The organism is Bacillus sp. FSL E2-8900 (assembly GCF_037966225.1).
In the GTDB taxonomy this organism is placed as follows: Bacteria; Bacillota; Bacilli; order Bacillales; family Bacillaceae_G; genus Bacillus_A; species Bacillus_A cereus.
Window position 1 is genome coordinate 4,836,615 of record NZ_CP150193.1, and the last position, 22,818, is coordinate 4,859,432.

The following is a 22,818-nucleotide window of genomic DNA, read 5'->3' on the forward strand; positions in this document are numbered from 1 at the left end:
TGTAAATAACATAAATTCCGATATGTAAAATCGGATAGAAAACTATAATTTTGCGGTGATTTTCTTACTTTCACCTTCACCAATTCGAATTCTTATGGACAGCCTTACCTTTCGTATAACCTTTTCACTCTGCAAGAGCTACAAGTTAGAAATACTGCTGTCAAATTGTGTGAGAAAAACGCGGATAGGAATGTATTTTCCTAAAAAAGGATGTGTTACATATGTAAAAAAGGGCAAAGTTCTTCCTTACAACCCTTTCGTTTTGTAACAATTATGCGGTTTTTTTGCTAGTATATAGCACGTGTTTATAGCTTCACAAACAAAATGTTTATGTTTATATAACTATATTACCCATAAAACGGTAAAATACTCAAGGAATGTAATCGTTTAGTAAATATCATGTAACATTCCTGTAATATTTTTATTTACGTCGAAAAAAACATGTTGTATTAAATATTTTGAATATAACTAGAAACCTATGAGTCATATAGAATGAAAAACGCTTTCCTATATTTTTTGTTATATTACAGGATGTTAACGACTTATTACGAATGGTTTGTAATTGTGTGTTTTCCCCAAATCCGAAAAAATCTGTTGCTATAATGAGGACACGAAAACAAACGCAATGGAGGCTATCATGAAAAAATTAATTGGTATAGCAACAGCAGCAGTTTTTGGTCTTGGGATTTTCACATCATCTGCTAATGCAGAAACTGTTGTAACAACAGATGTACTAAACGTACGCGAAAACCCTACTACGGAATCAAAAGTTGTCGGTAAATTACTAAACGGTAATAAAATAGATGTACAAAATACAGAGAACGGATGGTCAAAAGTTACTTTAAACGGTAAAGACGCATTCGTAAGTGCAGAGTTCACAAAAAGCATCTACTACGTAACAGCTAACGTATTAAACGTACGTGCTGAAGCGAACACAAACTCAGAGGTTCTTGGAAAGTTGAAGAAAGACGATGTAATCGAAACAACGAACCAAGTACAAAATGAGTGGTTACAATTTGAATATAACGGGAAAACAGCTTATGTTCATGTTCCTTTCTTAACAGGTACAGCACCTGTAATTGAGAAACAAGAAACAACTGCTCCTGCTAAAGCTGAAGCACCAGCTAAGGCTCAAGCACCTGTAGCACAAGCAAAACCAGCTGCTAAGCCTGCTGTAAAAGCTGCTGAAACTAACACACCTTCTGGTGGTCGTGAGTTAACAGTTGTAGCTACAGCATATACAGCTCACCCGAGCGAAAACGGTGGCACATATGGCGGCCGTGTATTAACTGCAATGGGTCATGATTTAACTGCGAATCCAAACATGAAAATGATCGCTGTTGACCCGAAAGTAATCCCATTAGGATCTAAAGTATGGGTAGAAGGTTACGGAGAAGCTATCGCTGGAGATACTGGTGGTGCAATTAAAGGTAACCGTATCGATATCTTACTTGGATCAGATAGCGCTGCTCAAAAATGGGGACGCAAAACTGTTAAAGTGAAAATTTTAAAATAACCAATGACTGCTAAATTACAAGCCGGTTCTCTTTATTGAGAGCTGGCTTTTATTTATTTATAATACATATAAGGAGGCTATGCCCATGAATGTACAAGCAAAAGTAGACTGGATTGGTACGCCAAAACCGTACATATATAAAGATGAAGTAACATATAACGCTACGTCTATTGATTTCTCACTCGCTGGCGATGATAACCGCTATAAGTTAATTGTGCTCAATTCTGAAAACAATACACATTACAAAATTGTGCAATATGGAATAAAACCAGGCTCTCAAAAGCCATTTCCTATCGACATTCCATTTGAACAAAACATGTTACCAATTATAGAGCAGATATTACATGATCCATATGTACAAGAAATATTAAAGGAAACACACTCATAATTGTAAAAAAATATATCAACGATTTTTCAATTATATCTATCATAAATCGCAATATATCAACGATTTTTCGATTATATCTATCATAACTTACGATATATCAACGGTTCGACACGAAATATCGATTTAGCTACAAAAAAGAAGCTGTTCAAATATTGAACAGCTTCTCTCATATTAACGAGTTGGACCAGATACATCTTCTGATTTCAACGTATTATTTGCACCAAGAGAATGATACAACATCTTTCCATTTCCATTCACAGTTATAATATGTTCGTTATTAAAACTTTTGAACTTCACAGATCCATCACCGTAACGAATATGGTACTCTTCATATGTCGTTACTTTATATTTCGTAGCACTTTGACGCTCTACATTACGAACTTCCATCGTTAATAAGTCTTCTGTAATTCCTTTTTTGTGTAAATACTGTATATAATCACGGTCTTCCTTATACGATTTCCCGCTCTTATCATAATTATTTTCAATTAAACTAAAATCATTTAATGAAATTGCACGTACGTTATCATAAATATGATTTCTTACAAATTCGCCCACTGCTGAACTTGATGTTTCTTTCGGGAATTTTAAGTAATATGTGCTTTGGTCTCCAATTTTAACACTTTCAGATTTCATCACACCAAGATCAGTAGTTTTCTCTAAATGTACTTCTACTGTTTCATCTGTGGATACAGGGCCAAGCTTATAACTTCCATAATTTAATTTTCCACGTTTTTTCCCATTCACAAATACAGTTGCATCACTTTCATCAGAAGAAATGCTTACATACTTGCCTTCAAGCGATAAATCCACTTTCACCTTCTCGCTCTGTTCATCCGCTAAATCTACTTCTTTCTCTGTTTCTAATTCAGTAAGTTCTGTCTTCGCCGTTGCCTTTACAACATATGTACCTGGGAAGTATGGCCCCAACTCTTTCGAAGTTTTATCACTAGAAAGCTCTGCTTCTTTTTTGTCATTCACATATATTTCTGTATTTTTTGCAGTTGTACTAACGCTCATATAATAAGATTTCATGCTGAACTTATACTTTGGATATAAGAACCACTCTTTTCCCTCTTCTACTATTTCCCCGTCCTTAAATGAAGATTTATCTTTTGTTAACTTTTGATCTACTGTCTCTTTCTGTAAATAAGACAGTAATTGTTTGTTGTAAGAAGGATTCTCTTTTAAATAACGCATGTACGCTTTAAGATCCTCTGTCTTAATCTTTAAGCTTGAATCATTTGCTTTTACAAACTCATCAATTGCATTAATATCTTTCTTTTGGAATGCTTCAATCATTACATTTACTTGCTTTTCTTTTGAAAACTTATATGCTCCAAATTTATATGCCCCAAATAATAATGCAGCAATAATGGCAAAACCAATGATTAAAAATAAATTTTTCTTACTTTTCACTGGTTTTGTCTCGCTTTGTAATTCTGTATATGAAGCAGCAGTGTTATCAACGATTACTTCTACTTTACTCCCACACTCAGGACAAAAGTTCAAATGGTCTGCAACGTTCTTTTTACATGTTCCACAAAACTTCAACGTGCTCTCCTCCTATTTTTTAGCTAATTTCATTCCAGCAAATGCCGCTACATATGTCACAATAAAACTAAACAAAATTAAATATGTAAATGAATTTTGCATAGATAGTACTGTTCCGCTTGTTCCAAATAAACTTGTTACAGTTCCTGAAACATTAATTTGGAACTTAGAAATCATATTCATTACAATCATCATAATTGTGTAAGAACCACTGCATACCGCTAATGTAATATATATATTGGCAGTCGGTAATTTAGCTAACTTTCTTCCCGCTCTAAACATAAAGAACAATGGAATAATAAGCAGTAATAAACCGTAATGGAATACGTTATTCACTTTATCAAATTCTGCAAGGCTTCCCTCATTTGCTCCTTTTGAAATCAATATCTCTCTAAGCTCTACGCCATTTACAGAGACGCCTGATATAAATGAAAACGATAGTGTGCTCTCATATGCATTTGATTTCTTACCAATTCTAGTAAATTCCTTACTAAGTGCTGGACTTGATACTTCTAACGGCGCAAAATGAGCCATACTCCATAATTGAGGTGTTAACTCTAATGCTAATAATGTACTTTCAGATTTTAAAGTTGTTATTTCTTTTAATGGTTCAATACCGTCTTCCTTACTTACTAACGCCATAATACAAACCGCTACTGCTGTTACTAAAAGTCCTTTTATCATAGCCGAAACACCGTAATAAACAGACGCTCCATATGGCATTAACTCTTGAAATGCTGCTGCCATATTGTTTTTGCTTGTATGAGCAATAAATCCTAATAAGGTAAATAATGTCCCACATACAAAACCACTCAATAAACTCTTCATCGCTGAATAGCCAACCGTAATCTTACCTGCTTCTGAGAATGGAATTGCAAAAGATTGTGATGCTATAAAACTTATAATGAATAAAAAGACTCCATAAATAATACCAACTGTTGCTGACATAAAGATTTGATCTTTAATCGTTTTCGCAACATGCTGTTTTCCTAACCAAATTCCTGTACCAGCGAAAATAATAAATGGAATGATTAATAGTAATGTAAAAGGAGTATGCCAAGATAAAGAAAATATCAATCCACTATCATCATTAGCTGTAAAACCAAGTAAATGATAACTTAACATCGTAGAAGTTGCACTCGAATAAAAACTTGGCAACATTTCTAATTCTTTCGCAAATTTGCTAAACATCTCACTTAACATAGAGGCAAATAATAAACTACCAATCCAACCAGCAATTAACATGAGAATACTTGCAACAGCCCCACCAATAAAACCTTTTTGTAAAACGGCTTTATCTGCTTTAAATTCAACTTTAGGAGCACCATCCATTGTAGACAATTTTACAGTTTGTTCTTTTTTCTTCACAACAGATAAAGAATACCCACACTTTTGACAATATAAATTTTTTTGAGCATTTTCACTGCCACAACCTCTGCAGTATTTTGCAGTATCTTTTTCTAATGTTACTGCATCTATAGCTCCTGCAATCTCCATACTACCTTCATTTGGGCAATAATTTACTTCTTCACCATGTTGTTTTCCACATGTGCGACAATACATTTAATTCACTCCCCACTTTGCTTAATTCCACAAACTGGACAGTAAGTAGAGTTTTTATCGATATGCTCATTACATGAAATACAATTTACCGTTTCACCTTCATTTTCTACTGCTAACATCGGGTTAGGCTTTCCACACGAACCACAAAACTTATCATTTATTGATAAAGGTCCACCACATTCACATGTAGCTTTTTCACCTTGTTGTTTTTGCAATTCAACAATGCGCTTTCTTGCTTGATAAATAGCTACATCAAATTCTTGAACTGGAGCAATCATTTCTTTTAAGCTCGCTTCATTTACTCCACTTCCTCTTAATTGAACATACACTTGCTGTCCAACCTCTAATAGAACCTCTGCTTTTTTCTGCATTTGCACTTGCATTCCCTTTTTCAATTGAGCAATTTCTTGTGCAACTTGCAACTTCATTTTCCCTTGTTCTATTCCTTCTTGTAACTTATTCATTCCACTACCTAACTTCGTCTGTAAATCTGACAAATCATTTCTCCTCCTATACATATATATTAATATATGAAATTAACATTTTATATATTACCATGATTTTCAAGTTATGTAATCCAAATTTCATTTTTTCTGTTTTGAGCATTTTTTGTTTATAATGGTAAAGGAAAGAAATATGTGTACGGAGGAATATTATGCTGCAACACTCAATTACGAAAGATGAAATTATGATGATTGCGAATGAGTTCGTTCAAGGACTAGATCCACAGCAAACAGCTGATCAGGAACATGTCGCTACAGCTCGGCACCTATATCGTAGTGGTGTTGTCTACAACGTTGACTTTGATGGTTATACACTATCAGGAACTGTAGATGCGGAAGGCAACGTATATAGCGTTCATATTCCGATTCGTAATGTCGCTGAAAGTTATTGTGATTGCTTCGCACCAACACAATGTGAGCATATGCTCGCTGTATTACTATCTGCAGCGTCTAGTTTCGGGCAAGTAGGAGATGTATTAACTTTATTTAAAAATAATACGAAACCTTCCCTTCCTCCTATTCGAACTGCAAGACAAGTATTGCAATCATCAGCTTTTGAAGAAACGGATTATAAAAGTTGGGAATCATATTTTGAAAAAGAATATGAATCATTTAAAAAAGAACAAGCTCGCCTTACTTATAAACAAATGTATTTTCTTATGAGTATCTTTACAGATTTCTATACGAAGCTTGAGCGGAAAGCTCCGCGCGTCATCGCCATACATGAATTATTCAGGTTACATGCAGCACTTTACTGCTTTCAAAAATTATTAGAAGAAATCCAGGCATTCGAAGCAAACAAAACGTATTCTTATCACCAACCTGTTAATGTCGTTCGCCTATTTGTAGACAAAGTGGAATCCATCGTTCGGGACTTACAATCAGAAGCGATTCCTTCAGAGTCTGAAATAATTTTGCAAGAAACAGCTCGTCTCGTTCATGAAGTATTCTTCTCTACCGACACTTATACGCAAGAGCGATTTTTCATTTATCGTCACATATGGAGTGAACTTTTAAACAATAAAGAGAAAATACAAGAAGAAGAAAAACGAATCGATACGAAAATCAATCCACTATCCAAAGCGTTAGCGTCTTCCCATCTTCTCTTTTTGAATGACGAAGATCTACTAGCGATGGACTTACTAAAAAAACAGCCTGCTTCTGTTGTGAGTCTATACTTCTATTGGTTAGAAGAACTATTAAGTGCCATGCAATGGGATCGTGCAAAAAACTGGCTTTCCTTTACGTATAAACAAGTAAAGAAAACGATCCAAGATCACGAAAATACGCTTTTCATAAAAGATATCGTTCGGCTATTTGTAATCATGTATGAAACATACGCAACACATACAAATGAACAAGCTGGTTTTGAAATGATTTTACAAGAACTATTACCGTATAGTTTCACAAACTACGAACAGTACGTACTCGCGAAAAAACAGTATCGCACATGGGCAGAGCTTCATCTCTTATATGGATTTGAGGCAATTGAACTGTTGAAAGAGCCACTGAAAGATATTGAAAAAGAAGCGCCAGAAGTGGCACTTCCTCTTTACCATCTTGCTGCTGTAGAGGCGATTGAAGAACGAAATCGTAAATCATATAAACGTGCAGTTCGTTACTTAAAGAAATTACGGACATTATATAAACGATTAAAACGCACCGATGAATGGGATGCTTTCATTATTCACATCGCCAATCTCCATTCACGCCTGCGTGCACTACAAGAGGAATTACGGAAAGGAAAATTAATCGATGATCAATCAAACTGAAGTAACAATTAGGCTCCAGCATGTTAGTCAAGGTTGGTTCCTTTGGGGAGAAGATGACAGCGGTACTCCATTATCCGTAACAAGTTGGAAACGAAATGCATTCACATGGCACTCCACTTCTTTCTACGGTACGTTTCTAAAAGAAGCAACCTTTGAAGGAAAACAAGGTGTGCTGCTAACAAATGCACAAGCCTTTGAATACATTGCAAACAAACCGATGAATTCCTTTGCACATATTCAAATAAATGGCACGATTACAGCACTTACGAAAGATGCAAATGAACTATGGGATGCCTTTACGAGTGGTAGTTTCGTACCAGATATGAATCATTGGCCTAAACAACCATCTTGGAAAGTTCAAAATACACCAATTGAAGATGAAACATTAGCATCGCTTTTCTCAGCAGCAGTAAATGAAAGCATATTACAAGACAACCGCTCAAATGACGGCTGGGAAGATGCTAAAAGACTATATGAACATTATGACTTTACGAAAAGACAACTGGAAACAGCACTACATGAAGAAGATTGGCTTCGAAAAATTGGTTATATTGAAGATGATCTTCCGTTTACAATCGGACTAAGATTACAAGAACCACAAGAAGAATTTGAAATGTGGAAGCTTGAAACAATTGTGACACCAAAGCGCGGGGCGCATCGCATATATGTATATGAAAACATCGATTCCTTACCGAAAAGATGGCACGATTACGAAGAACGGATTACAGAAACACAAGAAGGTTTTAGTAAGCTCATACCGTGGTTAAAAGAAGGAGATACGTTCCGAAATGAACTCTTTGAAACAGAAGCGTGGAACTTCTTAACAGAAGCAAGCGACGAGTTACTTGCAGCCGGCATTACAATTTTACTACCATCATGGTGGCAAAATTTAAAAGCAACAAAACCGAAATTACGTGTCCAGCTGAAGCAAAATACAGCACAAACACAATCGTTCTTCGGTATGAATACGCTCGTTAATTTTGATTGGCGCATTTCGACGAACGGCATTGATTTATCAGAAAGCGAATTTTTCGAACTCGTTGAACAAAACAAACGTCTATTTAATATAAACGGTCAATGGATGCGACTAGATCCAGCCTTTATCGAAGAAGTAAGGAAACTCATGAACCGTGCCGATAAATACGGACTAGAGATGAAAGATGTCCTGCAGCAACATTTATCAAATACGGCTGAAACAGAAATTGTAGAAGATGATAGTCCGTTTACTGATATTGAAATTGAACTAGATGGATATTATGAGGAACTATTCCAAAAGCTGCTTCATATTGGAGATATTCCAAAAGTAGATGTCCCTACTTCACTAAACGCAACACTTCGTCCGTATCAACAACACGGCATTGAATGGTTGTTATATTTACGAAAGCTTGGATTTGGAGCATTGCTAGCTGACGATATGGGACTCGGGAAAAGTATTCAAACAATCTCTTACTTACTATATATAAAAGAAAACAATCTCAAAACAGGCCCTGCATTAATCGTAGCGCCGACATCTGTTCTTGGAAATTGGCAAAAAGAATTTGAGCGTTTCGCACCGAATTTACGTGTTCAATTACATTACGGAAGTAATAGAGATAAGGGCAATTCTTTTGAAGATTTCTTTCAATCAGCAGATGTTGTATTAACATCTTATGCATTGGCTCAACTCGATGAGGAAGAACTAACTTCATTATGCTGGGATGCTGTTATTTTGGATGAAGCACAAAATATTAAGAACCCACATACGAAACAGTCGAAAGCAGTACGAAACTTACAAGCAAATCACAAAATCGCTTTAACTGGTACGCCGATGGAAAATCGCCTCGCTGAACTTTGGTCCATTTTCGACTTTATTAATCATGGATATCTCGGAAGCTTAGGGCAATTCCAACGTCGCTTCGTCACACCGATTGAAAAAGATCGTGATGAAGGAAAAATTCAGCAAGTTCAACGGTTTATCTCACCATTTTTACTGCGCCGAACGAAGAAAGATCAAACAGTCGCATTAAATTTACCAGATAAACAAGAACAAAAAGCTTACTGTCCTCTTACTGGTGAGCAAGCTTCCTTATATGAACAACTTGTTCAAGATACACTGCAAAATGTCGAAGGATTAAGTGGAATTGAAAGACGCGGCTTTATATTACTTATGCTGAACAAGCTAAAACAAATTTGTAATCATCCAGCTCTTTATTTAAAAGAAGAAGAGCCACAAAATGTCGTTGAACGCTCTATGAAAACAAAAACGTTAATGGAGCTCATCGAAAATATAAAAGATCAAAATGAAAGTTGCCTCATCTTCACTCAATATATCGGCATGGGGAACATGCTAAAACGTGTGCTAGAAGAAAAATTCGGCCAGCGTGTCCTCTTCTTAAACGGTAGTGTGCCGAAAAAAGATCGCGACAAGATGATTGAGGAGTTCCAAAACGGAACGTATGACATTTTCATCTTATCCTTAAAAGCTGGCGGAACAGGATTAAACTTAACCGCTGCCAACCATGTCATTCACTACGACCGTTGGTGGAATCCAGCTGTGGAAAATCAAGCAACAGACCGCGCATATCGCATTGGTCAAAAACGATTTGTTCATGTTCACAAACTTATTACAACAGGAACATTAGAAGAAAAAATTGATGAAATGCTAGAAAGAAAACAATCTCTAAACAATGCGGTCATCACAAGCGATAGCTGGATGACTGAACTATCAACAGACGAACTAAAAGAATTACTTGGTGTATAAAGTGAAACTTGAATCAAGCCAGTTAAGTGGAGTTTTACTACTCGCAAAAAAAGGCGCTAATCTCAAATGAGATTAGCGCTTTTTTCTATTCCAAAACCAATTACTTATTATAATTCCCGTTAATCCGCCGCACGTATCAAGCAATGAATCTTGCCACATTGGTGTGCGGTCTCCCGTATACCATTGGTGAATTTCATCAAATGTTGCATAACCCGCAACGAAAAGAAGGGCATATATAAAACATCTTTTCCTCGAATGACCTGATCGATGAAAAGCGTAATAAATCAATGAACCTAGCATAAAGAACACCATAAAATGAGCACCTTTACGAAGGAAAAACTCAATAAATCCGCCTACACCTTTATTCGCAATACTAACAGGGGTTCCTCCACCATAATCAATAGATACCCATGAAAAATGCTCTTTCACAAATTCAACATTTACATATTGTTCAATATCTGAACGCATATCCTGCTTTTTATATGGTTGTGCCGAAGAATAGAAAATCAGCCCCATCCACAGTAATACAGGAATCCAAAATAACCATTTACGATTCATTATCCAGAATTCTCCTCTCTTAATCTTTTAAGGGTACCAAAAAAAAGAAAAAATTTCACGCCAAAACATGACATTTGTACCCTATTTATAAAGTGAAAGGAGGTGATACACATGGCAATTGAAACAATCGTAATGGATTTAACTTTACGTCTTGTCTTAAACAACGGATTAGATAAGAACGGCAAAACAGTTTTCAAGAGCAAACAATTTAAACGTGTTAAAACAAATGCGAGCTTAGATCAAGTACACAACGTAGCTCATGCTCTAGCTTCCTTACAAGCATCACCACTTCACGCTGTACAACTTGTAAGCACATCAGATCTTTCTAAACTATAAAGTAAAACTCGGATCAGTGGGGATTTTATTCATCCCCGCTGAGTATTAGACCGCAATTTAACCGGCAGACCCAAATCCCATAAATAGCTTGATAAATACAAAGGAGGGAATAACACATGCACGTACTAGAGTTGATTTTCGCAAAAGAAGATGGAAAAACAGTCGTTTTTTCTATCGATACGCCCATCACACCAATCGATGCACAAGTCGTAAATCAAGTAATGGATACAATCCTCGCCTCATCTGTATTTTCATCCATTGATGAAAATACACGAAAAAAGGGAGCTCGCCTTGTAGAAAAAAATATATCTGAAGTTCCAATTACTCTATAAAATGAAAAAGACGAATCTGCATCATTTTGCAGATTCGTCTTTTTTCTTCGGCATTTCAATCGGAATAAAAATCTTTGAAAAACCGACGCATACGTACTTATAATGTTCTTCACCTATATCAAACTCAGTCGTATATGTTGAGAAGAATATATAATCATTTCGCTTCGTATAATGATCAATTAATAACCCAACTTGTGGCTCAACATACTTTTTCGCTAACTTTTTACCGGCCGATGCCAAGTCGCCAAGGAGACCCTCTTCATTCTCTTTTTGAACTTCATCTAGCTTCTTACTCACATCATTACGCTTCATAAACTGCTTCGCTGCCCATTCTGTATATTCGCCCTTACTCGGATTACTGTTTGCTAAATATACTAGGAGAACGACAACTAAAGCCATAATAATATACTTTTTCTTCATACTATATCACCGCCTACTCTTTTCTATTTTCATATATATGTACAAGCGATGCAAATTAGAAAGACTATCACCTATTGATTGTAAACGAATAGCCAAAATTTACAATATGAAATAGAATATTAACAGTAAATTTACTTAATTTATATATAATTATATTCGGAATGAAAATTATAAGGGAGGATATAGAATTATGGATAATGAAAACAACATTTTTATTTCTAGTTCTACAATGATGCTTGAACCATGTAAACACCCTTATTACCGCACAAAAATTATCGACAGTAGCGGGAACCATCTTTACTCCTGTCAAACTGCTCTCCAACTTATACAGAAATCTTGTCTAACAAATATTCATTCTACTTATCAAGGGAGACGTAATGCCGTAAAAACAAAATTTAAATTCAAACAAAACGTTCCAATTCCGATCAATCATAGAGAATATATTTGTGCTTTCCCAACAGAATCTCCTGCTTCTCCAAATTGCATTTGGCTTTTCTTCAAACATGTTCATACAATAGAGTTTTTCAAAAAAGCTAAACAAGCTAAAATTCATTTTTCAAATGGAGCTACCGTAACGATACAAATTAGTCCCCATAAGTTAAGCCAGCAATTATGGAAAGCTGGATATGTATTATCCCAAATGAACATGCAAGATTCATCACCTTAATAATAAATGGAATGGAAGGTAGTATTTCCTTACCTTCCATTCTATTTTCTATTTTTATCCTTTTACACTATCTCGCATTTTCTCGAGTGCTTGCCGATACATCCATCTTACTTGATAATATGTCATTTCCGTCTCTAAAGCGATTTCTCCCATCGTCTTCCCCACAAAAAAACGTTCAAAAATAATATACTTCTCCTTCTCATCTAACACGCTCATAAAATCCTTCACTCTTATTTCAACATCCTCAAAATGAAAGATATCCTCATACTCACCTACACATACACATCTCTCCTGCACTGCGAACTCTTTCTTCAATCTCTCTAATATATAACCACGCACCGTTACAACTGCATATGCAGGGAAATACCCCTTCTTTGCATCAAATCTTTCATACGCATGCCAAAGACCAATTAAACCACATTGATAATACTCTTCATAATCTTTACGAATACCTAATTTCTTTATTTGATTTACAATCATCCCTTCATACAAAACAACTGCCTCTTTAAAAGTCGCTGGCTTCACACAGTACCCGTTTCTAAAAGGTATACCTTTCTAGTATTCCGCGGTACCTTCACAATATAAAAATAAAGAAAAGATTTCACTGTGAGTAATTTCAAATACTACCGACAGAATTTGAAATTACACTAGATAGTATTTGAAATTTTGTTGGTGGTATTTGAAATAGGGGTAAAAATAAAAAAGGTGACTCTTGGAAGAGCCACCTTTTCTATCTTATTTCCTTATTGGAACATACCTTGTAAAGCTCCGATTCCAAGAGTTAAAACAAAGAAAACAATAGTAATAATTGTTGCCTGCTTTTTAGTCAAACCTGCTGTAATTTGAAGACCTAGCCATGTAACTGCATATCCCCAAATTGTAAACACTTCAAATTTACTTACAATGCCTTTTACAACACCACTACTTGAAGCAAAAATTGGCTCTAGGCCAGTGTACATTTCTTGACCTGATCCACCTAAAATATATGCTAAAATCGTATTTATTAATAAACCTAGTAATGAAATAACACTTGAATATACAGTAATCGCTAATAACTTTTTAAAAGAAGTATCATTGCTTATAAATACCATTAACACTTTATACACCACAGCACTAAGTAGAAAGACAAATGCCATACTAATAGCAATTATCCCAAATCCCATACCATATGTCATTGCAGCTGAAACAGTAACACCTAATTCCTTATTAAGCTTAATTGCTTCAGGTGTTAGAGAATATACATAAGCAGCAAATCCCCCAACAAGCCCAGCTATTAAAACAAGTAGCCAAAATGCACCCCAAACTGCATTACTCGTCTTCATTCTCTCAAACTGCTCACTTGGAGAAGTAATCATTCCTAATAATGATGGCTTCTTCGCACCTACATCTTGCGTATTAATATTAGCTTCCATTATAACGCCTCCTTCTATTTATATAACCCGTTCTAACGGGCGGTTCACTTCCTCATATAGAGGCTACGAACCGCCCACTAGAACGGTAATGTGTAGTTCTACTACACTATTAATTACTCATAACGTAATGCTTCAATTGGATCTAATTTCGCAGCTTTATTTGCTGGAATTAATCCGAAAATAATACCGAGTGTCATCGAGAACAGTACGCCTCCAACGACAACTTCCCATGAAACGAGTGGTGGCCATTTTGCGAATGTAGAAACGATATATGCTCCGCCATACCCAAGGCCAATTCCGATCAAACCACCTAGAAGTGTTAACATAACGGCTTCAATTAAAAACTGTAATAAAATTTTACTACGCGTTGCTCCAAGCGCTTTACGTATCCCAATTTCGCGTGTACGCTCCGTTACAGATACAAGCATGATATTCATAACACCAATACCACCAACGACTAATGAAATACCAGCGATACCACCGATAATCATCGTCATGATGCTAGTTACTTTAGAAACATTTTCTTGGAGTTCTTTTAAATTCACCAGTTCATATTTACCTGGGATTTCACTTGGCTTACGACTATTTAATACATCAACAGCTCGTTTCCCTGCTACTTCTAAATTGTCTACATTTTTAGCTTGAATGGCGATATTTTGAATATCATCTGTTCCGTATAAAACAGGCCATAATGTAAGAGGGATTAACGCTTCTTCCATTTCAAATCCCATAAACTCATTATCAGATGTATACACACCAATAATTTGCATTGGCTGTCCCTTCATCTCAATAATTTGTCCAACTGGGTTTACATCCTTAAATAACGTCTCCTCTGTTTTTGTACTAATCATCACAACGTTATTTGCATGAGAAATATCTGATTCGTTTAAAGTACGTCCCTTTACGACCTTTACTTTATTAACCGCAAAATATTCATTATCAAGACCAATAACATTCAGCCTTGCTTTTTTATCATTTACATCAAGTGTCTCTGTCGTCGAATTTGTTGTAATAACGTGTGAAACATCTTTCACTTGTTTTACTTCCAAAATATCCTCTTCCGTTAACTTCGGTATCTCAAATCCACCTATAGCAAATTCATCATTAATATCTGCTTTAAATTGAATTGGCATAAGGTTATTACCACCAGAACCCGCGAATTTCGACTTCAGCATCGCTTCCCCGCCTTGCCCAATTGCAACGACAGTAATAATCGAACCTACCCCGATAATAATACCGAGCATCGTAAGAGCAGAACGTAGTTTATGAGCTAAAATAGAAGATAAGGCAATTTTTATACTATCTAGTAAACTCATACCGCACACCTTCTATCTTCTGTAACTTTCCCGTCTCGCAGTACAATGCGGCGAGAAGAATAAGCTGCTACTTCCTCTTCATGCGTAACCATAACAATCGTCGTACCTTCTGCATTAAGCTTCGTGAAAATATCCATAACTTGCTCACCAGACTTCGTATCAAGTGCACCAGTCGGTTCATCAGCCATAATGAACGTTGGATTATTTGCAATTGCTCTTGCAATCGCTACACGCTGCTTCTGTCCACCTGATAACTCATTTGGTAAATGATGCACGCGATCTGCCAATCCAACTTTACCTAACGCCTCCAAAGCACGCTTGCGACGCTCCGCTTTCTTCACGCCACCATATACGAGCGGAAGCTCAACATTTTCCACTGCGGAAAGACGAGGTAGTAAATTAAAATGCTGGAATACAAAGCCAATATATTCATTACGAATTAAAGCAAGCTTTGACTCGTCTGCTGTTAAGATATTCACGTCATTCAGCATATATTCGCCTTCTGTTGGACGATCTAAACAACCGATAATATTCATAAGCGTCGACTTACCAGAACCAGACGGTCCCATAATCGAAACGAACTCACCGCTCTGAATTGTTAAACTAATACCATGCAAAATCGGCACCGCCAATTTTCCTTGATAATACGTTTTAGCAATATTATTTAACGTAATCATTTCTCTTTCACTTCCATTCCGTCATACACATCGTCGGAAGGATTTTTAACCACCTTTTGCCCCACTGTTACGCCTTCTACAACCTCTGTCCAATCTCCATCAGTAGAACCTTTTTTCACATTTTGTTTACGAAGCTTCCCTTTATCCTCAACATAAACAAATGCATCATCGCCTTTTGCTACAATGCTCTTACTTGGGACAGCAATCATCTTCTTATTCTCTAAGTTTACTTGCAATGAAACATGATAACCCGGAGATAAACCATCTTGACTATCAAGACTTGCTTTATATGTATACTGAGACATATTTTGAGTTGCTTCACCCACGCCGCCAGCTTGCGCCATCTCTGCGCTCGTTGGGAATTCGCTTACCTCTGTAATCTTACCTGTCCACTTCTTCTTATTATTTGCTTTCGCAGTTACAGTGAATGTTTGATCTTTTTGAATTTGTGACTTTTGAAGCTCAGTTAACGTACCTTGAACTTGGAATGGATCTTTAGAAGCTACTTGTAAAAACGCTTTTCCTTGACCACCTAACGCTTGAGATGAACTTTGTGCCGCATCTTTATCTAACTTTTGAACAACACCAGCAAAATTGCTATAAATCGTAAGTTCTTTCTGCTTCTTACTTAACTCTTCTTTCTGCAACTTTCCTTTTTCTTTCTCAAGGTCAATTGTTTTTTGTCCTATCTCTAACTCGTTTACTTGCTCGTCCATCGGATCTGTTACTTCTTTCCCAGCTCCGCTATCTTTCGCCTTCTTAATTTCTTTCTTCAACGAATCAATCTTCTTTTTCCCTTGATCATAACGCATATCCGCCATCTTCTGATCAAGCTCAGCTTGCTTCATTTGAAGGTTAATCTCTTCATTATCATAAGAGAATAACTTCGTGCCTTTCTCTACCTCTTGCCCTTCTTTTACCTCAATATCTTTCACTTTCCCTTTGGCCGGATCTGCATAGAAGCTTTCAATATTACCAGGCTTCACCTGACCAGAAATTAACTTCGTATTATTCAGCTTACGCTCTGTCACTTTCTCAAAACTTACAGCATCAGCATTTGTTGATGCGCCCTTCTTCTTACCTTGCATAACAAAAATATTAATTGCCGCTACAATAACAATTAGTGCAATAACCCCAATAATAATCCATTTCTTCTTCTTGTTTGGAGTACGAACCGTATTTGGTAACATATTACCGCTCCTTTTTTATAACTTAATAGTTTAATATAAAAATTGTATAAAACTTTCTGAAAATATATTACATATTATTACATTATTTTTACAAAGTTTTACACATCCATTTATATTGTAACAAAAATTCCAATGATTAGAAATATGACATTATATCTTTTAAGATAGATTTAAGGAAAGGAAAAAGAGCAATTTTAATTGAATGAAAGCCATTCTTTATTAACAAACTTCTTGCCAAAATGAATCATTAAAATCATTTTCCTAATTGCACCATCGCTATTTTGTCATATATATTTGACATTTCATCTATTCAATTATAAAATGTCACATATAAATGACATTTTGGTGCATGAGATCTACAACTATTAATGGGAGGTTTATATTTGAATAACGTTAAACAATATCGAAAATCTGAAGGTCTATCACAGCTAGAATTAGCTAAAAAAGTTAACGTAGCGAGACAGACAATAAACTTAATTGAAAACAATAAATATAATCCCTCTTTAGCCTTATGTATCGAATTAGCAAAAGCACTAGAAACAGATTTAAACAGTCTATTTTGGGAGGGAGATTAAATGATGAAAATTGAATGGAAAGAAAGAGTTTATAATAGTTTTGTTGGAACACTAAGTGAGAGAGATGAATACCAAAAACAAGAAATCAATAAAGAGTTATCTGTAGCTGGAATTGGTTTGTGGTGGTTAAATATGTTGGTAATGCTTATTATGTTACTTGTTGATACTATGAATCACACAATATCTATAAGAACAATATTCATTTTTCTATCTAATATGATTTACGCTAATTACTTAGCCTTTAAATTCAAGAAAAAGGGTTTAAGTGATACTGAATGTGCAACAAAAGAAGAATATTTACAACATAAGAAAAAATTAAGAAAAGCTGGCTTAAAAGCAGGTGTGCTTTGGGGCTTTCAAATGTTTGTTTTTATGAATTATATCCTTCCCTATGTAGGCTCAGAAGAAATCTCTATTTCTTTATTTAAGGTTGTAATTTTCATCTGTGGCGGCGGATTTTTCGGTCTAACTATGTACGTAATTGGTTTATTAAATCTAAAAAAATTATATTAAGTAACAAAAATCTTTTACACATTAAACTTCAATTTTACATACTGTTTGTTTTTCCTAAATAAAAATATAAAAGCTATCCAATATAACAATCGGATAGCTTTCTTAAATAAAATATTATACTACTTTAGAAGATTTTCTCTCATGTCCCATTTGAACAATCAGTAAGAATATTGTTGATAAAATACCGCCTGCTAACAGTAACATGAAGCAACCATCCCAGCCAGAACGATCAACAATAATACCAATTGCTGCGTTAGCTACGAAACTACCTCCAACATAACCGAACAGACCACACATACCAACTGTTGTACCTACTGCAAACTTAGGTACTAATTCCATTGCACTTAAACCGATTAAGAACTGTGGTACATAAATTAAACAACCAATTACAGAAACTGCAATACTTACAACAAGTATACTAGTTGCTTGCCAATATACAATCGTACCAACAACAACCCCAGCCATACTCATAACACATAATGGCATACGTTTTCCTTTGAATAATTTATCACTTAAAAAACCGACAATTAAAGAACTTGGAATCGCTGCTGCTTCAAATATTGAATATGCTGCATGTGCTTCTGTTTTCGTAAAACCTTTAACTGTGGTTAAGTAAATCGGTACCCAGTTAATAACACCGAAACGAATTAAATAAACAAATGCATTTGCAATACATAAGAACCAAACAAATTTATTTTTCACTACATATTTCATTAAAATTTCTTTTGGAGACATCTTGTTAGCATTATCTGCTTTTTCAAGATTTTCATAGTCATTACGATACTCATCAATTGGCGGAAGACCTTCAGATTCTGGCGTATCTTTCGCATTAATCCAAACAAGAACTGCAATTACCATTGCGATAATCGCTGGGAAAATAAATACGCCACCTTGCCAATGACTTTCACCGAAGATACCTACACCAATTCCAATGAATGGTGGAACAAGTAATCCACCAACGTTATGTGAAATATTCCAAAGACCTGTTTTCGTCCCACGTTCTTTCTTTGAAAACCATTTCGTCATAACAATACTACAAGGTGGTGCTCCCATACCTTGTACAATACCGTTTAGAACAAGTAATGTTAAAATCATCCCAAAGGAAGATGCATAACCGAAACAAATATTAACAAGCCCAGATAAAAATAAACCTACTGCAATAAATCGTTGAGCAAATGCCTTATCCGATAAATTACCCATAAAGAATTTACTAAGTCCGTAAACAACAGCCATTACTGCCCCTAATAATCCGATTTGTGTAGTGCTAAATCCGAACTCGTCTACTAAATACGTAGTAGATAAATTAAAGTTACTACGAACTAAATAATAAGCAGCATATCCAACTGAAATCCCGATTAACACACGAATACGTAGTAATCGATATACACGATCGATCATATCCGCTGGCAATCTCTCAATTGCAGGTGCTGGCTTGAGCCATTTAAACATATATTTCCGTCTCCTTTTCTCACTTCAGAGAGAGACGCTGTCTATTCCATATCTCGATTATTCCGCTATTTGATATATTTTGGTTCGTCCTTCTAACCGGCTGTCCTTCTATTTCTTTCTCATTCTTCGCAAACATCGTTGGTACGCCAAACGACACTTTTTCTAAAATATGCCCCGCTTCTTCTGATAAACAATAATCAATAAATAAATCCGCAATAATACCACTCGGTGCACGTTTTAGTTTAGAAATCGCATTAACAGATAACCCTGTTTGCTCAGGTTCGTTACTTAAAATCGGAAAGCCTTGTTTTTGAAGCATTCTCTGATCTCCCATAAAGTTGATGCCTATCATATATTCACCGCTCGCAACAAGTTCTGCTGGAATGTAACCATTCACTGTTACTTCTCCAACTTGTTCTGCCAGATTCTTCACATATTCCTTCGCTCCCTCTTCACCTAACGTATCAATCAGTGATTGGAAAAACGTATATGCTGTACCTGAAACATTTGGATCGGGCATGACAATCTTTCCCTTATATACTGGATTCAATAAATCTTTCCATCTTAACGGATACGAGAGACCGAGCGGCGCTATTTCCTCGTTCCACCGCTCTTTATTAATCGCAATTGCCAGCTTCTCCACTTCATAACCGTACCAATAACCATCTTTATCTTTAACAGTTTTTGAAATACGATTTGCATGTTGGCTTATCACAGGAATAGAAAGATTTTTTTGCTTCATCATTTGATGCGCATCTACTGTACCGCCAATAATAATATCCGCCTTCGGATTTCCAGCTTCTTCTTCCACTCTACGAAGAAGTTCTTCTGTTGAAAGACGAATAAATTCATACGTACATCCACGTGGTTTACAAAATGATGAAAGTAACGCTTCACCAACTTCCTCACGAGCCGCTACATACGCAACAATATGACGATCATCCAAAATAGGGAGACCATTTTTACTATATTTAATAGAGGTTGTATCTCGAGAGCAACTAGACATCGCTCCTCCAATTACTAGCAAAAAGAAGAAAAAGGCTATCTTTCTCATGACGCATTCTCCTTTACGAATAACTCTGCTAGAGAGCCTTTCATATACATGACATTTCCGTTATTATCACCGAGATATTGCACAACAAAGTACGATGGATACACAGAAATCGTAAGAATATCTTCACGATCATTCTTTACACGCTTACCTATTTTATAAGCTGTAATATAAGCAATCGGTTCATTCTGCGATTGTAATAACTTCTGAATTTCTCCGTAATCTGTAATTTGCTTTGCGTATCGAATAGAATCAAGTATGTGCGTAAGATTGATAGTACGTACCACATCACCTTGACGTACTACGACATCCTTTGCTGAAGCAAAGAAATCACTAATACGCTCTGGCGTGTAATACAGGCTTAATAAATACGTTTGAAGTGCTGAAATCATCGGATCCATGCCATTCTTTCCGTATACATTTTCCCCATACTGGAACAAGTCACCTACTGCAAAAGTACGCTTATGTCCATTCAAGTACGTTACTTCTCCAGTAAATACTTGTTCTTGGCTCTTAACGTCCCCAGGCTCTATTCGAATTCGGTCAAAGAATGAAATAATCGTATGCAAACGAACTTCATCCGTTACAACGATTTCTCCCCACTTTTCATGTCTTACTTTCACTTCAATTGGAAGAGATTCATTCACCCTTTGTAAAACGGCTTGTTTATCATTTACAATGTTGATTCGATTATATATTTGCTTCTCCATAACATAAAACAAAACAAGAGAAACAATCATACAAATGACAAACATAAGAATTTGAAATGATAGCCTTTTCATTTCTGCCTACCTCCAAGATAAAAAAACGTTGTTTCGAAAATACCGCATAATTGTTTCATAAATGTATCATTTAACCGCTTTCAAGTTTTTTATGTCTTCCATCCTTCTCGGAAGCAAAAATGTAATGAATATTGTAGTACCTATTTCTTCACTACTCTCAATCCGCATGCTTCCGCCCTGCTTATTCATAATCTCCTGACAAATATACAAACCATAACCATTCCCGTAGCTAGAAGGAAGTGCCTTCCCTTTCGGAGACTCATTCCACTCTGCAAGCACCACTTCATCTATACCGATCCCATCATCATGAACAAAAACCTTCGCCTCATACTCATTCACAATTACATTCATACGAATGTGCGAAGCATCACTATACTTAATTGCATTATCAAGCACATTTAAGAAAATTTGCTTCGTCTTATCAAAATCCGCGACAACATGTACATCCGTTAACTCATTTATCACTTCAATTTCAAACTGATTTAGACGAGGTTTCACAATTGAAACTGCTTCTTCTGCCAATTCCTTTATGTTCACAACTGTAGGAGACACTTCAAACGTACTCGTCCCATATTTCGAGGACTTAAGCAGTTCCTCTACAAGTGATAATAAACGCTCACTTTCCACAGCCACATAACGAAGACTTTCTTGTACATCTTCTTTCGAATGTAACTTCGGAATTAAATCAACATAACCGATAATTGCCGTTAGCGGGGTTTTTAACTCATGCGTAATGCGATCTAGGAAATCTTTCTGCTTCTCTTTCTCCTCCTGCAATTGCTTAATATGCAGCTCAATTCCATCGGCCATCGCGTTAAAAGATGCTGAAAGCTGAGCGATTTCCACGTACTCATTTAACTCAATCTTACTCTTATAATCACCATTCGCGAGCCTCTGTGCCATTTGTCTCAACTGATCAATTGGTTTATGAAGAGACTTCGCCAAACGAATCGCAAAGAAAATACCGGTAGCTACTAGGCAAAGAGATGTCATTAAGAACGTCCAGCTCACATTTGTTAACACTTCCTTCTCACCCGTTAACTCATTTATAAAACGAATACTTCCAATGACATCGTTTCCATAATAAACCGGGCTTGAAAACAAAAGAATGGGAGCGGGATCCGCCTCCTCAAAAACATAAGACTTCTTTCCCTTCAAGGAACTCTCAATGTCGATGTTACGGTGAAGCAATGCTCCTTTTTGTGTATCTGCAACAACATCGCCATTCTTCCCGATCATCTGCACACGGACATCCATACGCTTTGCTAAATACGACGCAATTAAAAGTGAATTCGGACCAAGCGTATCCACTTCTGCTTCCTTCTCTAAATAATTCATCGTATAAATTTGTGCTTCTACACTTAACTTTTCTAAAGAATCTGCTGCGTTATGATACATATTCTTTTCTAACGTAATATAAACAACTGCATATAAAAGAACAAAAATCGGAATTAACAGCCCAACTATTCCGAACACCATATTTCGCTTTAAAGACATACCATCACCA

23 protein-coding genes are annotated in these 22,818 nt (G+C 36.0%); 9 read left to right on the forward strand and 14 right to left on the reverse strand.

Features of this window, described 5'->3' with window-relative positions; translation table 11 throughout:
• The first annotated feature begins 637 nt into the window (after positions 1 to 637).
• The gene (locus NST90_RS24845; protein WP_000733352.1) at positions 638 to 1,516 is read left to right on the forward strand and encodes a cell wall-binding protein EntA; all 879 of its coding nucleotides are present in this window, start codon (positions 638 to 640) and stop codon (positions 1,514 to 1,516) included.
• An 85-nt stretch (positions 1,517 to 1,601) separates the two neighbouring features.
• Positions 1,602 to 1,904, forward strand: coding sequence for a DUF3910 family protein (locus NST90_RS24850; protein WP_001102544.1), 303 nt, complete (start codon positions 1,602 to 1,604; stop codon positions 1,902 to 1,904).
• A 171-nt stretch (positions 1,905 to 2,075) separates the two neighbouring features.
• Here the strand turns inward: NST90_RS24850 and NST90_RS24855 are convergent, their stop codons facing one another.
• The 3 genes from NST90_RS24855 to NST90_RS24865 are packed head-to-tail and all read right to left on the reverse strand — an operon-like array spanning position 2,076 to position 5,515.
• Complete coding sequence (locus NST90_RS24855) at positions 2,076 to 3,455, reverse strand: hypothetical protein (RefSeq protein WP_098770362.1); 1,380 nt, start codon at positions 3,453 to 3,455, stop codon at positions 2,076 to 2,078.
• 12 nt (positions 3,456 to 3,467) lie between these two features.
• A complete protein-coding gene (locus tag NST90_RS24860) occupies positions 3,468 to 5,018 on the reverse strand; it encodes a zinc ribbon domain-containing protein (protein ID WP_048534551.1) in 1,551 nt (516 codons plus the stop codon).
• Positions 5,019 to 5,023: 5 nt separating this feature from the next.
• Positions 5,024 to 5,515, reverse strand: a complete 492-nt coding sequence (locus tag NST90_RS24865; protein ID WP_001281753.1) for a zinc ribbon domain-containing protein — start codon at positions 5,513 to 5,515, stop codon at positions 5,024 to 5,026.
• A 158-nt stretch (positions 5,516 to 5,673) separates the two neighbouring features.
• Here NST90_RS24865 and NST90_RS24870 point away from each other — a divergent pair, with 158 nt between their 5' ends.
• Together NST90_RS24870 and NST90_RS24875 are read left to right on the forward strand one after the other, a co-directional pair.
• Complete coding sequence (locus tag NST90_RS24870; RefSeq protein ID WP_000939145.1) at positions 5,674 to 7,293, forward strand: hypothetical protein; 1,620 nt, start codon at positions 5,674 to 5,676, stop codon at positions 7,291 to 7,293.
• Positions 7,277 to 10,033 (forward strand): DEAD/DEAH box helicase, encoded by a 2,757-nt coding sequence (locus tag NST90_RS24875; RefSeq protein WP_048534548.1) that lies wholly within the window; start codon positions 7,277 to 7,279, stop codon positions 10,031 to 10,033. Before NST90_RS24870 ends, NST90_RS24875 begins: the two co-directional genes overlap by 17 nt.
• Before the next feature lie 72 nt (positions 10,034 to 10,105).
• Here NST90_RS24875 and NST90_RS24880 read toward each other — a convergent pair whose 3' ends face one another.
• The gene (locus NST90_RS24880) at positions 10,106 to 10,591 is read right to left on the reverse strand and encodes a VanZ family protein (RefSeq protein WP_001080707.1); all 486 of its coding nucleotides are present in this window, start codon (positions 10,589 to 10,591) and stop codon (positions 10,106 to 10,108) included.
• Positions 10,592 to 10,702: 111 nt separating this feature from the next.
• On the opposite strand from NST90_RS24880, the gene NST90_RS24885 reads away from it, so the two are divergent.
• Together NST90_RS24885 and NST90_RS24890 are read left to right on the forward strand one after the other, a co-directional pair.
• Positions 10,703 to 10,927: a DUF1659 domain-containing protein gene (locus NST90_RS24885; protein WP_000963861.1), complete on the forward strand. Its 225-nt coding sequence runs from the start codon at positions 10,703 to 10,705 to the stop codon at positions 10,925 to 10,927.
• Positions 10,928 to 11,043: 116 nt separating this feature from the next.
• Entirely contained in the window at positions 11,044 to 11,259 is a 216-nt protein-coding gene (locus NST90_RS24890) for a DUF2922 domain-containing protein (RefSeq protein ID WP_044306708.1), read from the forward strand.
• A gap of 21 nt (positions 11,260 to 11,280) precedes the next feature.
• On the opposite strand, the gene NST90_RS24895 is transcribed toward NST90_RS24890, so the two are convergent.
• Positions 11,281 to 11,679: a DUF4359 domain-containing protein gene (locus NST90_RS24895; RefSeq protein WP_000731405.1), complete on the reverse strand. Its 399-nt coding sequence runs from the start codon at positions 11,677 to 11,679 to the stop codon at positions 11,281 to 11,283.
• Positions 11,680 to 11,869: 190 nt separating this feature from the next.
• On the opposite strand from NST90_RS24895, the gene NST90_RS24900 reads away from it, so the two are divergent.
• Positions 11,870 to 12,346 carry a competence protein ComK gene (locus NST90_RS24900; protein ID WP_000368309.1) on the forward strand — a complete coding sequence of 159 codons (477 nt, stop codon included), beginning with the start codon at positions 11,870 to 11,872 and terminating at the stop codon, positions 12,344 to 12,346.
• A gap of 54 nt (positions 12,347 to 12,400) precedes the next feature.
• On the opposite strand, the gene NST90_RS24905 is transcribed toward NST90_RS24900, so the two are convergent.
• The 5 genes from NST90_RS24905 to NST90_RS24925 all read right to left on the reverse strand — a co-directional run bounded on the left by NST90_RS24905 (position 12,401) and on the right by NST90_RS24925 (position 16,941).
• Positions 12,401 to 12,871, reverse strand: a complete 471-nt coding sequence (locus NST90_RS24905) for a sigma-70 family RNA polymerase sigma factor (protein WP_000801286.1) — start codon at positions 12,869 to 12,871, stop codon at positions 12,401 to 12,403.
• A gap of 218 nt (positions 12,872 to 13,089) precedes the next feature.
• Entirely contained in the window at positions 13,090 to 13,758 is a 669-nt protein-coding gene (locus NST90_RS24910; RefSeq protein ID WP_016123795.1) for a Yip1 family protein, read from the reverse strand.
• A 113-nt stretch (positions 13,759 to 13,871) separates the two neighbouring features.
• Positions 13,872 to 15,074: an ABC transporter permease gene (locus NST90_RS24915; protein WP_044306709.1), complete on the reverse strand. Its 1,203-nt coding sequence runs from the start codon at positions 15,072 to 15,074 to the stop codon at positions 13,872 to 13,874.
• Entirely contained in the window at positions 15,071 to 15,751 is a 681-nt protein-coding gene (locus NST90_RS24920; protein ID WP_000631624.1) for an ABC transporter ATP-binding protein, read from the reverse strand. Before NST90_RS24920 ends, NST90_RS24915 begins: the two co-directional genes overlap by 4 nt.
• On the reverse strand, positions 15,748 to 16,941 hold the full coding sequence (locus NST90_RS24925) for a biotin/lipoyl-binding protein (RefSeq protein ID WP_044306710.1): 1,194 nt from the start codon (positions 16,939 to 16,941) through the stop codon (positions 15,748 to 15,750). The genes NST90_RS24920 and NST90_RS24925 overlap by 4 nt, the downstream gene beginning before the upstream one ends.
• A 383-nt stretch (positions 16,942 to 17,324) precedes the next feature.
• Between NST90_RS24925 and NST90_RS24930 the strand changes: the two genes are divergently transcribed.
• Together NST90_RS24930 and NST90_RS24935 are read left to right on the forward strand one after the other, a co-directional pair.
• Entirely contained in the window at positions 17,325 to 17,516 is a 192-nt protein-coding gene (locus NST90_RS24930; protein WP_001067015.1) for a helix-turn-helix domain-containing protein, read from the forward strand.
• The gene (locus NST90_RS24935; protein WP_283748279.1) at positions 17,517 to 18,029 is read left to right on the forward strand and encodes a DUF3278 domain-containing protein; all 513 of its coding nucleotides are present in this window, start codon (positions 17,517 to 17,519) and stop codon (positions 18,027 to 18,029) included.
• A 114-nt stretch (positions 18,030 to 18,143) separates the two neighbouring features.
• On the opposite strand, the gene NST90_RS24940 is transcribed toward NST90_RS24935, so the two are convergent.
• The 4 genes from NST90_RS24940 to NST90_RS24955 form a co-directional block, all read right to left on the reverse strand.
• Positions 18,144 to 19,478 (reverse strand): MFS transporter, encoded by a 1,335-nt coding sequence (locus NST90_RS24940; RefSeq protein ID WP_025709692.1) that lies wholly within the window; start codon positions 19,476 to 19,478, stop codon positions 18,144 to 18,146.
• Between the two features lie 19 nt (positions 19,479 to 19,497).
• Entirely contained in the window at positions 19,498 to 20,532 is a 1,035-nt protein-coding gene (locus NST90_RS24945; protein WP_283748280.1) for an ABC transporter substrate-binding protein, read from the reverse strand.
• Complete coding sequence (locus NST90_RS24950; RefSeq protein ID WP_074618702.1) at positions 20,529 to 21,311, reverse strand: DUF3919 family protein; 783 nt, start codon at positions 21,309 to 21,311, stop codon at positions 20,529 to 20,531. Before NST90_RS24950 ends, NST90_RS24945 begins: the two co-directional genes overlap by 4 nt.
• Positions 21,312 to 21,377: 66 nt before the next feature.
• Positions 21,378 to 22,808, reverse strand: a complete 1,431-nt coding sequence (locus NST90_RS24955) for a HAMP domain-containing sensor histidine kinase (protein ID WP_074618703.1) — start codon at positions 22,806 to 22,808, stop codon at positions 21,378 to 21,380.
• Positions 22,809 to 22,818 lie beyond the last annotated feature (10 nt).

Coding starts and splice junctions, on each gene's coding strand:
- NST90_RS24845 (WP_000733352.1), top strand. CDS start 638: ATGAAAAAATTAATTGGTATAGCAACAGCAGCAGTTTTTGGTCTTGGG.
- NST90_RS24850 (WP_001102544.1), top strand. CDS start 1,602: ATGAATGTACAAGCAAAAGTAGACTGGATTGGTACGCCAAAACCGTAC.
- NST90_RS24860 (WP_048534551.1), bottom strand. CDS start 5,018: ATGTATTGTCGCACATGTGGAAAACAACATGGTGAAGAAGTAAATTAT.
- NST90_RS24870 (WP_000939145.1), top strand. CDS start 5,674: ATGCTGCAACACTCAATTACGAAAGATGAAATTATGATGATTGCGAAT.
- NST90_RS24875 (WP_048534548.1), top strand. CDS start 7,277: ATGATCAATCAAACTGAAGTAACAATTAGGCTCCAGCATGTTAGTCAA.
- NST90_RS24880 (WP_001080707.1), bottom strand. CDS start 10,591: ATGAATCGTAAATGGTTATTTTGGATTCCTGTATTACTGTGGATGGGG.
- NST90_RS24885 (WP_000963861.1), top strand. CDS start 10,703: ATGGCAATTGAAACAATCGTAATGGATTTAACTTTACGTCTTGTCTTA.
- NST90_RS24890 (WP_044306708.1), top strand. CDS start 11,044: ATGCACGTACTAGAGTTGATTTTCGCAAAAGAAGATGGAAAAACAGTC.
- NST90_RS24895 (WP_000731405.1), bottom strand. CDS start 11,679: ATGAAGAAAAAGTATATTATTATGGCTTTAGTTGTCGTTCTCCTAGTA.
- NST90_RS24900 (WP_000368309.1), top strand. CDS start 11,870: ATGGATAATGAAAACAACATTTTTATTTCTAGTTCTACAATGATGCTT.
- NST90_RS24910 (WP_016123795.1), bottom strand. CDS start 13,758: ATGGAAGCTAATATTAATACGCAAGATGTAGGTGCGAAGAAGCCATCA.
- NST90_RS24915 (WP_044306709.1), bottom strand. CDS start 15,074: ATGAGTTTACTAGATAGTATAAAAATTGCCTTATCTTCTATTTTAGCT.
- NST90_RS24920 (WP_000631624.1), bottom strand. CDS start 15,751: ATGATTACGTTAAATAATATTGCTAAAACGTATTATCAAGGAAAATTG.
- NST90_RS24925 (WP_044306710.1), bottom strand. CDS start 16,941: ATGTTACCAAATACGGTTCGTACTCCAAACAAGAAGAAGAAATGGATT.
- NST90_RS24935 (WP_283748279.1), top strand. CDS start 17,517: ATGATGAAAATTGAATGGAAAGAAAGAGTTTATAATAGTTTTGTTGGA.
- NST90_RS24940 (WP_025709692.1), bottom strand. CDS start 19,478: ATGTTTAAATGGCTCAAGCCAGCACCTGCAATTGAGAGATTGCCAGCG.
- NST90_RS24945 (WP_283748280.1), bottom strand. CDS start 20,532: ATGAGAAAGATAGCCTTTTTCTTCTTTTTGCTAGTAATTGGAGGAGCG.
- NST90_RS24950 (WP_074618702.1), bottom strand. CDS start 21,311: ATGAAAAGGCTATCATTTCAAATTCTTATGTTTGTCATTTGTATGATT.
- NST90_RS24955 (WP_074618703.1), bottom strand. CDS start 22,808: ATGTCTTTAAAGCGAAATATGGTGTTCGGAATAGTTGGGCTGTTAATT.